We start from the raw sequence: 12573 nt of genomic DNA on the forward strand, positions 1-12573 counted from the left end.
CCCCGTTGGATAAGCCCCGCCGACCGGCCTAGGCTTTCCCGATCGTGCTTTTGTGGATCGGAAGGTGGACAAGCGCGCTCAGCGCTGCACCCGGCGCCTCGGTCCGCGAGGTCAGATAGGTTTCCACCATCCATCCGGGCCGCAGCCTCAGCTTCAACCGGCCCAGGCCGACGCGCGCGGCGCGATGCCAGGTCAGGTGCAGCGTGTTCAGCGGCCCGTTATGGGGAAAGATTGCGTAGAGCCCGGCCTCGATCCCCGTCCGCCCCTCCGCCCAGGCCAGGCTGCGCTCGGTGTCGAAAAGCGCACCGAAATGGGCGACGGCACTCTGATCCTCGAAGGCAGCGGGACCTTGGGCATAACCGGCGGCGAAAGCCGCCTCGTCCTTGCCCAAGATGCGCGCCAGCTCGCCGAACGCGGCTCGTGTCGCAGCCAGGTCGGGGAAGTAGCGCCCGTCGATCATGCCGGTCGCCCGCCGCCAGCACAGCCATTGCTGCGGCATCTCCACCAGATCGCAGGCCATGGCGAACGATTGGACCTCGACAGGTCTCAGGAAAGGACGCGGCGGCGCGCCGCACAGGGCCGAATCGAGCCCATCGCGGCGAAAGGCATCGGGCGTGATGCCGAAATGCGCCTTGAAGGCACGCGTCAGCGCCGCGTGGGTCTCGAACCCGCAATCGAGTGCGATGTCGAGAATGCGCGCGTCGGTTTGGCAGAGCGCGATCGCCGCGCGTTCGAGCCGCCTGGCTCGGAGATAGCCGGCGACCGTTTCGCCCGTGGCCGCCGCGAAGCGGCGCTGGAAATGGTGCTGAGCCATTCCGCTATCCCTGGCCAGGTCGGCGATGCGGTGGCGGGCAGTCAGGTCACGCTCGATCGCCGCGCAGGCGCGGGCGATATTGGCGGCATTGCGGGCATGCCTGTCGGATGGGGCTGACATTGCCAGTCACTACGGAAAAATCGCCGCCGATCAAAGCCCGTAAAGCGCGCGGCCGGCTTGGATGCCGGCCCACCTTCGAGTGTGCGCCGGACGCAGCGGGAATATTTTCGACAATGTATGCTGCGGGATATGGCTTGTTCGTGATAGCCGTTCGGCCACACGTCATCATCATCCAGCGAAACCGAACCGGAGGTTCCCATGCAGCTTAACGTCTATCTGGCCGGTGAGATCCATACCGACTGGCGCGAGACGATCGTGACGGCCTGCGAGGGCCTCGACATCGACTGGTTCGGCCCGGTGACCGACCACGATGCCTCCGACGATTGCGGCGTGGAAATCTTCGGCGCCGAAAGCGACAAGTTCTGGCACGACCGCAAGGGGGCGCTGCTCAACGCCGTGCGCATCCGCACCGGCATCGAGCGCGCCGACGTGCTGGTGGTGTGTTTCGGCGAAAAATACCGGCAGTGGAACGCGGCCTTCGACGCCGGCTATGCGGCAGCGCTCGGCAAACCGATCATCGTGCTGCATCCGCCCGAATTCGACCACGCGCTGAAGGAGGTCGACACCGCCGCCAACGCGGTCGCCCGCACCCCCGCCGAAGTGGCGCGCGCGCTGCGCTACCTGGTCACCGGCGCCCTTTGAGGCAGGTTGCCGCCATCGCCGGCAAAACGCGCGCCCCGGATCGGAAGACGTCTCAGGCGGGCGCGGCGCGGCTTGCTTGAGCCGATAGCCGGGCGGCCAGTTCGGTCCGGTTGCGGACGCCGAAACGGCGACGGAGATTGGCCACGTGCTCCTTCACCGTGTTTTCGGAGATCGACATGGCGCGCGCGATTTCCTTGTTGCTGCGTCCCAGGCGCACCAGCCGCGCGACCTCGGCCGAGCGGGGTGCAAGGGCGGCTTCGACACCGCCGCCCGACGGCGCGTACGGCGTAAAACCGCTTTCGGCGATCCGGTCCAGCGCCATCGAACTCGCGCGGCAGATAATGTCCATGCGCATGCGAACCAGCTCGTCGGAGCCGCTGCCGTCACCGGGGCCGGCCGTGTAGAGGATCCCCGCCAGTTCGCCGTCGAGGCATAACGGACCGCATAGATTGCCGTCATAACCCCAGCGCCTGAGCAGCCGGAACATTTCGCTGTGACGCCAGTGGCGGTCGCCATAGATCGACATGCCGGTGGTCGCCACGGGCCGTTGATGCAGGCTTTCGATCAGCGGGTCGTTGGCGCCCAGCCGGTCGGTATAGTCGTCGAGCATGCCGGGATCGACGTGGTGGCTGTATTTGAGCACCGGCATCGAGCCGTCGAGCAGGTAGAACCCGAGCGTCGGCGTGCCGACGAGCCGGCTGACGGCGCGCTGGCAGGCATGCCCGAGTTCGCTCATGGAACCGCTGCAGGCGATCGAGGCCACGCAGTCGGCCAGCACCGCCTCCGTTACGCGCGGAGCCTGCATTCCTCCCGTCCTCCCGACATCGACCTCCTCATCAGGTCCGATCGCCCGAACCGCCCCTCCCAGGCCGCCCCTCCGGCTGGTCGCGCGCAGGCTTTGACCAGTCGAGCATGTCATCATATCGCGCCGCGTCGCCGGCACCTACCCCCCCGAACGCGGGGGTTGTCGCAGCGCGCGAGCCGCCAGCATGGTTGTCGCATCGGGCGCCGTGCCGACCACGTATGCAGCGATCGGCCGGCGATACCCCGACGACAGTCACGCGGCGGCAATCGGGTCTCCGCGCCACGGATTTCATAGGGAGCGCAGATCGATGAACGTCCACCCCAAGCAACGCGATTACCTCGCACGCGTCGACGAGATTCTGCCGCTCGTGGAGGAGCGTGCCGGCGCGGCCGAGGCGCTGGGACACCTGACCGACGATGTCGTGGCCGCGATGCGCGGCTCCGGCCTCTACACGATGATGTACCCGGCCGCCGTCGGCGGCGGCGACGCGACGCTGGTCGAGATGATGCGCGTCGTCGAGCGCCTGTCGCACGCGCACGCCTCGGTCGGCTGGTGCACGATGGTCAACAACATGGAAGGCATGATGATGGCCGCCTTCATCGCCGACGAAGGCATCGCCACCGTGTTCGCCAACGGGCCAGACATCACGATCGCCGGCAACGGCGTGCCGCGCGGTTTCGCGCGTCCGGTGGACGGCGGGTACATGATCCGCGGCCGCTGGGCCTATGGCAGCGGCATCCATCACGCCGAATGGATCCACACGGGCTGCTTCATCACCGACCAGGAGGGCAACATGGTGATGGGCGAAGACGGCCCGAAGATCATCATCACCCACCATCCCCGCGACACGATCAAGCTGCTCGGCAACTGGGACGTGCTCGGCCTGCGCGCCACCGGCAGCTACGACTACACCTTGCCGGACGGGCAGGAGGAGCTGTTCGTACCGGCCACGATGACCTACAAGTTCGATGACACGGTGCCGCTGCGCGGCGGTCCGCAATGCGGTCTCGGCCTGGCCGGGCTCAGCGCCTTCGGCCATACGAGCTGGGCACTCGGCGTCGGCCGTCGCGTCCTCGACGAACTGGCCAAGGTGATCGTCGAGCGCACTGATCCGTTCGGCAAATCGGCCGACAGCCCGAGCTTCCGGTTCCAGTTCGCGCAGGCCGAGGCGCGCTACCGCGCCGCACGCGCGCTCGCCTATGAGACGTGGCTCGCCATCGACGCGCGCGCCATGAAGGGCGAAGCCCAGCCGCTCGAGGCGGTGACGATGGCCAAATTGTGCCTGCGCCACCTGCACGACGTGATCTCCGACGTCGCCACTTTCGCCCATCGCGCCGCGCGCGGCGCCTCCCTGCACGCCACCCCGATGCAACGCGTCTATCGCGACATCCACGCCGGCACCCAGCATATTCTGATGGCCGACCAGATCGTCGAGGAATGCGGGCGCGCCCTGCTCGGCTCAACCGGCGAGAACGCCGAGTGGACCGTCTTCGGCATCAAGGGATGACGCCCGACCTCCACCGCCCGCCGCATGGCCGAGAGACGTTTGCCGGGAGAACGCCGATGAATGCCGAGCCCGCCCAGCGTGCGCCGCGGATCGTCGGCTTTTGCGGCACGACCTGGCGTCCGGCCCGCGCCTGCGCGCTGGTCGAGGCCGTCGGCGGCGAATTGCGGCGCGCGCACGGCCTGCACCCGGTCATCCACGACCTGGCCGACGTGGTGCCCGATCTGTGCTCGACACGGCCCGAGGCGATGGGTCCGCGCGCCCGCGCGCTCCTGGCCGAACTGCAGGCAGCCGACGGCATCATCATCGGCTGCCCGGTGTTCCAGGGCTCCTTCCCCGGCCTGTTCAAACACGTCTTCGACATGGTCGCGCCGGGTGCGTTGCGCGACCGGCCGGTACTCTTGACGGCGGTGGGCGGGGGCATGCGCCATTCGCTGATGGTGGAACATCAGCTTCGCCCGCTGTTCGGCTTCTTCGAGGCCCGGACCGTGCCGACCGCCGTCTATGCGTGCGCGGCCGAACTCGAGCCGGGCCGGCCGCTGCCGGCGCCGCTGACGGCGCGGATCGGCATCGCCGCGGAGCAGTTCGCCAGGCAGTTCGACCATCGCAGGGCTTCGGCCGCATGAAAACAGGAAAGCAAGCCATCATGAAAGACGCCCATCTGCGGGGTTTTGCCCGCACGAGCCGGACGATCAACGGCATCCGCACTGAACTGCTGGAGATCGGCGACGGCCCGCCGCTGGTCTTCCTGCACGGAACCGGCACCTTCACCGGCTTCGAGATGGCCCGGCAATGGGCCGCCTCGCATCGGGTCATCATCCCGTTCCATCCGAATTTCGGACTGTCGGCCGACAGCCCCGACTATGACGGTATCGAGGACTACGTTCTGCATTATCTCGACCTGTTCGACAGCCTCGGACTCGGAGCGATAGACCTAGTCGGCTTTTCGCTCGGCGGCTGGATCGCGGCCGAGCTCGCCCTGTGCCAGCCCGCACGCGTTTCCAGACTGGTTCTGGTGGCGCCGGCGGGACTGGTCGACCCGCAGGCGCCGGCCCCGAACCTGTTTGCGCTGGAACCGCAGGAAATGCCGGCCTATCTCGCCCATGATCCGGCGCGGATCCTGCCGTATCTACCGTCCGGGCCGGACCCGGTGTTCGAGGCGGCGCTGGGACGCGAGATGGGCGCGGCGCAGCGGATTGTCGGCGACGACATCCAGGGCAACCCTTTGCTGTCGCGCTGGCTGCACCGCCTGACCATGCCGGTCCTGTTGCTGTGGGGCGCTGAGGACCGGCTGCGCCCGACGGCGCAGGCGCAAAGCTGGGCCGACCGGCTGCCCGATGCCCGAACGCACATGGTCGCCGCGACCGGCCATCTCGTTTTCGAGGAAACCCCCGAAGCGGCGCGGGTCGTCACCGATTTCCTGGGCGACTGAGCCTTTTCCAGAATCACGACACACAGCGGAGCTAGTCAGCACATGAGCTTTCCCACCGACACCATGCCTGCGGGCATCACCACCAAGGACGAGGCCACGAACGGCCTGGTGTGGAGCATTCTCGGCCAGACCTACACGCTCAAGCAGACCGCGGCGGATTCGATGGCCTGGCATGCCGTCTTTCCGTCGGGAACCTTCGTGCCGCCGCACGTGCACCCGACGCAGGACGAATTCGTCTACGTGCTTGGCGGCGTCTATACGATCTGGCTCGACGGCAAGGAAGAGCAGGCTCGGCCCGGCGATCTCGTGCGCATGCCCAGGGGCATCGCGCACGGCATTTTCAACAAGGGCGACGAAACCGCCACCAGCCTGTTCTGGGTGACGCCGCGGCGTTCCCTTCAGGAATTGTTCGCGCGCATCCACAACGTTCCCGACCCGGCGGAGGTGGTGCGCATCGCCGCCGAGCACGAGGTCGACTTCCTGCCGCCGCCGGCCGCATGATTTCTCGGGCGGGCGCCGTCCGCCACGCAACCCGGCGCGCGAGTACGGTCATCCGCCCCGCGCGTCTGGAAACCGTCTTGTCTCGCCGGGATACAACCGTGAAGGCAACAGCGGATTGAGGAAAAAGTAACACCACGACAGGTAAAGGGTTCAGTCAGGGCAACCGAACGCCACTGCAATCCGGCGCAAAGACGAGGTGAAGGCCCGATGCGCCTCACGATCCATCCAGTCAACGCGTTTCAGAATGCCGTCCGGTTCACGCCGGACCGCCATTTGATCACCAGCACCCACCCGAAATGAGGCCGCTCCCGCCGGCCGGCTGAATGCTCCGCCGGGCCGGGATCTACCCCGCCTCCATCGAGGCAAGGCGCAAATTCGCTTAATATGATTTCCAGAAACCAAAGACATACTCAAAAGGAAGATCCACATGTGCAGCAAAGCCGACACGAAGACCATTGGACGGCGCAATCTGCTCGCCGGCGGGCTGGCGCTTTCCATCGCGGCGCCGTTCGTCTCCCGCGCGCATGCGCAGGAAACCGCGTCCGCGCCGGTGACGCCCGATGAAGCGTTGCAGCGCCTGATCGACGGCAATGCGCGTTATGTGGCGAACGCGCCGATCAACACCGATCACTCCGTCGGCCGGTCGAACCGGGCGCTCGGCCAGCAGCCCTTCGCGGCGATCGTCAGCTGCGCGGATTCGCGCGTGGCGCCGGAACTGATCTTCGACCAGGGCCCCGGCGAATTGTTCGTCGTGCGGGTTGCCGGCAATTTCATCAACGAAGAGGGCCTGGCGAGCCTCGAATACGGCGCGGCCGTTCTCGGCATCAAGACGATCGTCGTGTTGGGGCATACGTCCTGCGGCGCGGTCGACGCGACGATCAAGTCGGTCCAGGACGACACGCTGCCGCCCGGCCATCTGCCGAGCCTGGTCAACGCCATTCGTCCTGCCGTCGAGCAGGCGATCGCCGAGGGCTCGAGCGACCTGCTGGCGGCCGCGACCGCGCGCAACGCCAAGCTCAACGCCGAGGCCGCGCAGACGGCCGCGCCGATCCTGTCCGACCTCAGCGCGTCGGGCCGGCTCAAGGCCGTCGCCGGCGTTTATGAAATCGCGACCGGCAAGGTCGATTTCCTGTAGCACCTTCCAAGATCGGCTCCGATCACGATCGCGCGGCAGCAATTTGCCATCATGACGCGGGATCGTGATCGGGGCCGGTGGCCGTCCATCCGGTCGACACGGCTTGTGGCTCGAATTCCTCCATGACCCGGCTGTATCGCCAGGCTCCGCTCGATCCCGGCTCCGGCCGTATGGCGACCGCCTGGACTTAGCGATCGGGAACGAATCGCGCCCCGCACCGTTGCCATCGGGCTTGGCAGCGGCATGCGGACCGCGCAAGATGCTGGTTCCGGTGCGGGAGGGCACGAGGCGACCATGGCGCTCGCGATCTATCTGTTGCTTGCGACGGTTCTTCTCGCCGGAACGGTGCTTCCATTCCTGCCGGTCGCGCACGGGCTTGTGCGCGTCGGCGATTTTCCGCGCCAGCAATATCTCGCCCTGGCGCTCGCGTTGATCGCGGCCGCACCGTTCTTCGCCGAGCGGACGGCAATCTGGCTGGGGCTGCTGGCACTGCTGGCGGCGGTGGCGTTCGTTCAGGCGGTGCTGATCGCGGAATTCACGCCCTTTGCGCGCAAACAGTCAACCGGCTTCGACCCGACCAGGCACGACGGCGACGCTTTGCGTCTCGTCGTCGCCAACGTCAAGATGTCGAACCGGCAACGCCAGGCCATGCTGGCCGAGTTGGAACGCGCCGAACCCGACATCCTGGTGCTGATGGAAGTGGACGATGGCTGGGCCGCCGCCCTGTCGCCGCTTACCGGCTTGTATCCGCATGTCGTGTCGCGCCCGCAGAACAACAGCTACGGCATGATCGTCGCAAGCCGTCTGGAGCTCGCCGACATCGCGCTCCAGTGTTTGCTGACCAAGGACGTGCCCTCGGTGGTGGCGACGGTCCGAACGAAGGCTGGCCGGCGCTTCCGGCTCTATGCCCTCCATCCCGAACCGCCGGTGCCGCACCGCGGCACCACGGGGCGCGATGGGGAAACCGCGCTGGTCGCGCTTCGTGTGCGCGAGGAGACATTGCCGGTGATCGTCACCGGCGACCTCAACGACGTCGCCTGGTCGACGACCACCCGCCGGTTTCGCCGGGTCAGCCGCCTGCTCGATCCGCGTATCGGCCGGTCTGTCTTTTCCACCTTCGATGCCCGCATCCCGCTGCTGCGCTGGCCTCTCGACCATCTGTTCCATTCCGCCGAGTTCCGGCTGGTCGGCATGCGGCGGCTGGCGCCGTGCGGGTCCGACCACTTCCCTGTCTCCTTCGATCTGGTGCTGTGCTCCGAGCCCGACGCGGACAGCCACCCCCAACCGGCCGATGGCGACGACGTCGCACACGCGCGCGAACTGGTCGAATCCGCCCGCAAACGCGACGAAAAGCCGATCGGCGGCGACTGGGAGACCTGACGGCGCCGGATCAGCCGTACCAGGGCCCCTGAACGATTTCGGTCTCAACTCCCGCTTCGGCAACCTTGCCGGCGAAGGCCTGCGGATCGCTGCCCTTATAGTGGTACGGATAGGCGTAATCCGGCTTGAATTCGGCGACGGCCGAACTCGCCTGGTCGATATCCATCGTGAACGGCAAGTTCATCGGCACGAAGGCGATGTGGATCTTTTCCAGCGCCCGCATTTCGGGGATGTCCTCGGTATCGCCGGCAATATAGACGCGGCGGCCGTCGATGGTCAGCACATAACCGTTGTCGCGGCCCTTGGGATGGTACTTTAGCCGCGCCTCCGTGGTGTTGTAGGCGGGAACGGCGTCAACGCTGAGCGCGCCGATATCGGTGCTTTGACCATTGCCGATCGCGGTGGCCCTGGCCTTGAGATCGTCGGGCAGCATGTCGAAGACGGCCGGATTGGTGATCAGCCGGGTGCCATCCTGAACCAGCGCCTCAAGTGTCTCGACATTGTAGTGGTCGCCGTGCTCGTGCGTGATCAGGATCAGGTCTGGCGCCGGCCGGCCCTGATAGGCCTCGGCGCCACCAACCGGATCGTTGTAGATCACCAGTCCCGGCACGGTCATGACGAAGGACGCGTGGGCAATCGGATGGACGGTGATTTTTCCGCTGTCGGTGTCGTAGCTGTCGCCGTTCACCTGGGCGCGGGCGTGAAACGGCACCAATGTGGTCGCGCCGAGCCCGACAAGGCCTGCCGCGCCGAGCTTGAGTGTATCGCGTCGTGTGAAGATCATTCCTGCCTCCGTTCGCTGGAGAAGCTGTTGCGTGTGGTGCAAACCGGCAGGACTCTCCCACACTCGGAGCCGGCCGCAACCGACGTTAATGTGAGCGGTTCGGGAAATCCGGACGTTCGGCCGCTGCGTAGGAGACAGATCGTGCCGTCGGGCGATTTAAGCCGCGAAACGCTGGGCGTCGGCGCCGTAATAATTGATGTAGCGGCCGGCGATCCACTCGACGGGCAGAATCACGAACACATCGGTGGTGTGGAAATCTGCATCCACCACGCAGCCCTCGCCGAAACGGGCCCCGACCCGCAGATAGCCCTTGATCAGCGGCGGCAGCTCGGCCATCGCGGCGCGGCTGTCGATCGCTTCGGCCGGCATCAGGTCCATCGTCTGGTAGCGCGACGGCACGGCGCGGACGCGCCACGCGTCTTCGGCGCGGAATTTGTGGGCGAGATAGGACAAGGCCCGCGCGTGGGCGGCCGGAAAGACGCCCGGAAAGGATGCACAGCCGGTCATCACGTCGATGCTATGCCGCCGGCAATAGGCCCATATGCCCTGCCACAAGAGTTCGACCGTGCGCTTGGATCGATAGTCCGGCAGCACGCAGGACCGGCCCAGTTCTAGAAACCGGCGCTCGGAATGCCGGGCGACAAGCGATTCGAGCTCGAATTCGTCGGTGGAATAGAATCCGCCGGCCGAGGCTGCGATTTCCTGGCGCAACAGCCGGTAGGTGCCGACAATGCGACGCGGATCGGGGCCGGGCAGCGTGGTGTCGAAGACGAGCAGATGATCGCAGATCGAATCGAAATGATCGGCGTCGCGCTGCTGCAGCATGTCGCCGCGCGCGCCGAGTTCGTCGTAAAACACCCGGTAGCGCACCTCCTGCGCCGCCGCGATTTCGCTCTCGTCGCGGGCAAGGCGCACCTCGAGCGTGCCGATTCGGCCCAGCACCTCGCCCGGCGCGACCGTCTCCAAGCCGCGGGCGGCTGGTGAAGGCATGTCCTTCCCGATCGCGCGCATCGGCATGGTCGATTCTCCCTCGTCGCGAGACTGCTCGCGCAGATACGAAGCCATGACTACAATAGGATGACAGCCGACTCGCCGCAAGCACAGCCTCAGGCGGCGACCTGGTGGCGGACGGCCTCCACCAGGTCGTGCGGGTCGAGCGGCTTGGTCACGAAACCGTTGGCGCCGTGCGACAGCACGTCGTGACGGGTTTTTTCCTGGCTGTCGGCCGACAACACCATGATCGGCACCGCCGCCAGCCCCTTTTCCTCCTCGTGCTTGCGAATCAGGGCGATGGCGTCGAGCCCGTCCATGACCGGCATGTGGAGATCCATCAGCACGATATCGAAGGGTCGGCGGCCGCGCGCGGCACGCACGGCTTCCACGGCGGCCTTGCCGTCGCGGACGTGATGCACGACATGGCCAGCCTTTTCGAGCACCGAACGGGCCATCAGCGCGTTGATCTCGTTGTCCTCGGCGATCAGGACCTGCAGGCTCGAGGCGCTCTTGGCCGACGGCTTGCGACGCTTGACCTCGAGGCGGTGAACGGTGCCGTGAGCCGGCGCATCGCCGGCGCCGTGGGTGAGGATGCGCAACAGGGTGCGCCCGCGCACCGGGCGGGCCAGGAAGGTCGAATAGCCGACCGCGCGATACTGGAACAGGCGGCCCCGATCGCCGGGCGCGATCAGGATCACCCCCTCGAGAGCGCGGGCGGCGACATCGCGAAGCCCGGCCAGGATCGCGCCGTCGCCCGATTCGAAGACAGCATCGATTAAAACGATCTCGAACGGTTCCTTGCGGGTGCGGATCAGTTTTTCCGCGTCGGACGGACTGCGCGCCACGGCGGCGCTGCCGCCATGGGCGGTTGCCGTCGCCATCATGGCGTCGGCCTCGACCGCATTCGCCGAAACGATCAGAATCGATTTGCCGTGCAGGGCGGCGGGATTGTCTTGCGCGAACACGGTGTCGGCCGGCAGCGGCAGGTCGAAGGAGAATTCCGAACCCTTGCCGACCTCGCTCTCGACGACGATGTGCCCGCCCATGGCATCGACGATGCGCTTGGAAATCGCCAGGCCGAGGCCGGCGCCGCCATGTTTTCGCGTCGGCGTGCCGTCGACCTGCTCGAACTCGCGAAAGATGCGGCCGATTTCGGCGGTGGTCAGGCCGGGACCGCTGTCGATCACCGAGAACCGCAGGGCCGGCGCCTCGCCATCACCGCTGATGCCGACGCGAACCAGCACGCCGCCTTCCTCGGTGAATTTCACGGCGTTGCCGATCAGGTTGAGCAGAATCTGCCGCAGGCGCCCGGGATCGGCCTCAATGGTAGCCGGAACGCCCTGCGTGATATGGCATCCCAGCCCGATCTTTTTGGAAAAGGCGCGCGCGGCCATCAGTTCCACGACATTCTCGACCAGTTCGTGCGGCGAGATCTGCTGTGGCTCGAGCTCCAGCCGGCCGGCCTCGATCTTGGAAAAATCGAGCAGGTCCTCGATCAGCGCCAGCAGCGCGTTGGCCGAGGTCGAGATCGCGCCGACATAGGTGCGCTGCTCGGGCGACAGGTCGGTATCGGCCATCAGCTTGGCCATGCCCATGATGCCGTTCATCGGCGTGCGGATCTCGTGGCTGACCGTGGCCAGGAAGCGCGATTTGGCCTGGCTTGCGAACTCGGCGCGTTCGCGCGCGGCGATCAGCGCGGTCTCGGCGCGCTTGCGCGCGGTAATGTCGCGCGCGATGGTGCGGTGCGACACGGCGCCGGTTTCCTCGTCGCGGACCGAAAGCTCGATCCAGGAAAACCAGCGCAGCCCCTCCGGCGTTTCGATCGGCACGTCGGCCGAACTCAGATATTCGCCATCGGCAAAGGCGGCATCGGGGACCATGCCGACTTCGACGCCGAGCTCGTCCAGCGTACGGCCGCACAAATCGCGCGGCTCGCGACCGAAAACGCCGGCGAAGACACTGTTGGCATAAACGATCCGGCCGTCCCGGTCGCGGTGCACGACGATATCGCCGAGCGCGTCGATCAGGCCGCGGAAGCGCTGCTCGCTTTCACGCAGCTCCCACATGCGGTCTGCGAGTTCCTCGATCTCCGCGCGGGTGCGTTCGGCGTCCGAACGCGCCAACGCCTCGACGCGCCTGTCCTGCGCGATCGTCGCGCCGAAAATGGCGAGGCCGGAGAGACCTGTGGCGAGGAGGCCCAAACTCAGCAATTGCGGCGCGCCCGTCAGGAAGGCCAGCCCGGCAAGCACGAGGACGGCCACGACGATGGCCAGACTGCCCAGAACATGGCGGTCATGCGCGCGGGAAACCATGGATGTGGCGCGCTCGAGCCGCTGCGGCACGGCGGCTGTGATGTGCCGTGACGGGGCTGCCTGGGTGGAGAAAAACTTCCGCGCGTCCATGGCCGGACCCTAGCCCGGCACTGATTAGGGAAGATTTTGGCTGCCTGCTAAAATTTTAGCG

The 12573-nt window shown here is 66.7% G+C and carries 12 protein-coding genes; 7 read left to right on the forward strand and 5 right to left on the reverse strand.

The features are described from left to right. Window positions 1-28 precede the first annotated feature (28 nt). Window positions 29-934 carry a helix-turn-helix domain-containing protein gene (locus ACT2B0_RS20260; RefSeq protein ID WP_473460059.1) on the reverse strand — a complete coding sequence of 302 codons (906 nt, stop codon included), beginning with the start codon at window positions 932-934 and terminating at the stop codon, window positions 29-31. Window positions 935-1132: 198 nt separating this feature from the next. Between ACT2B0_RS20260 and ACT2B0_RS20265 the strand changes: the two genes are divergently transcribed. Next, a complete protein-coding gene (locus ACT2B0_RS20265) occupies window positions 1133-1576 on the forward strand; it encodes a YtoQ family protein (RefSeq protein WP_473460060.1) in 444 nt (147 codons plus the stop codon). 52 nt (window positions 1577-1628) lie between these two features. On the opposite strand, the gene ACT2B0_RS20270 is transcribed toward ACT2B0_RS20265, so the two are convergent. Beyond that, on the reverse strand, window positions 1629-2381 hold the full coding sequence (locus ACT2B0_RS20270; RefSeq protein ID WP_473460061.1) for a helix-turn-helix transcriptional regulator: 753 nt from the start codon (window positions 2379-2381) through the stop codon (window positions 1629-1631). A 307-nt stretch (window positions 2382-2688) separates the two neighbouring features. On the opposite strand from ACT2B0_RS20270, the gene ACT2B0_RS20275 reads away from it, so the two are divergent. The 6 genes from ACT2B0_RS20275 to ACT2B0_RS20300 all read left to right on the forward strand — a co-directional run bounded on the left by ACT2B0_RS20275 (window position 2689) and on the right by ACT2B0_RS20300 (window position 8333). Continuing rightward, the gene (locus ACT2B0_RS20275; RefSeq protein WP_473460062.1) at window positions 2689-3888 is read left to right on the forward strand and encodes an acyl-CoA dehydrogenase family protein; all 1200 of its coding nucleotides are present in this window, start codon (window positions 2689-2691) and stop codon (window positions 3886-3888) included. Between the two features lie 56 nt (window positions 3889-3944). Next, window positions 3945-4511: an NAD(P)H-dependent oxidoreductase gene (locus ACT2B0_RS20280; RefSeq protein WP_473460063.1), complete on the forward strand. Its 567-nt coding sequence runs from the start codon at window positions 3945-3947 to the stop codon at window positions 4509-4511. A 20-nt stretch (window positions 4512-4531) separates the two neighbouring features. Continuing rightward, a complete protein-coding gene (locus ACT2B0_RS20285) occupies window positions 4532-5317 on the forward strand; it encodes an alpha/beta fold hydrolase (protein ID WP_473460064.1) in 786 nt (261 codons plus the stop codon). A gap of 42 nt (window positions 5318-5359) precedes the next feature. Further along, window positions 5360-5818, forward strand: coding sequence for a cupin domain-containing protein (locus ACT2B0_RS20290; protein ID WP_473460065.1), 459 nt, complete (start codon window positions 5360-5362; stop codon window positions 5816-5818). A gap of 427 nt (window positions 5819-6245) precedes the next feature. Further along, window positions 6246-6953: a carbonic anhydrase gene (locus ACT2B0_RS20295; RefSeq protein ID WP_473460066.1), complete on the forward strand. Its 708-nt coding sequence runs from the start codon at window positions 6246-6248 to the stop codon at window positions 6951-6953. Between the two features lie 294 nt (window positions 6954-7247). Next, a complete protein-coding gene (locus ACT2B0_RS20300; protein WP_473460067.1) occupies window positions 7248-8333 on the forward strand; it encodes an endonuclease/exonuclease/phosphatase family protein in 1086 nt (361 codons plus the stop codon). 10 nt (window positions 8334-8343) lie between these two features. Here ACT2B0_RS20300 and ACT2B0_RS20305 read toward each other — a convergent pair whose 3' ends face one another. From ACT2B0_RS20305 to ACT2B0_RS20315, 3 genes are all read right to left on the reverse strand, one after another. Beyond that, window positions 8344-9117: an MBL fold metallo-hydrolase gene (locus ACT2B0_RS20305; protein ID WP_473460068.1), complete on the reverse strand. Its 774-nt coding sequence runs from the start codon at window positions 9115-9117 to the stop codon at window positions 8344-8346. Between the two features lie 156 nt (window positions 9118-9273). Beyond that, entirely contained in the window at window positions 9274-10107 is an 834-nt protein-coding gene (gene olsB, locus ACT2B0_RS20310) for a l-ornithine N(alpha)-acyltransferase (RefSeq protein WP_473460069.1), read from the reverse strand. Window positions 10108-10223: 116 nt separating this feature from the next. Continuing rightward, entirely contained in the window at window positions 10224-12512 is a 2289-nt protein-coding gene (locus ACT2B0_RS20315) for a response regulator (RefSeq protein WP_473460070.1), read from the reverse strand. Window positions 12513-12573 lie beyond the last annotated feature (61 nt).

The sequence above is a fragment of the Nitratireductor sp. J20-h4 genome, assembly GCF_056780505.1.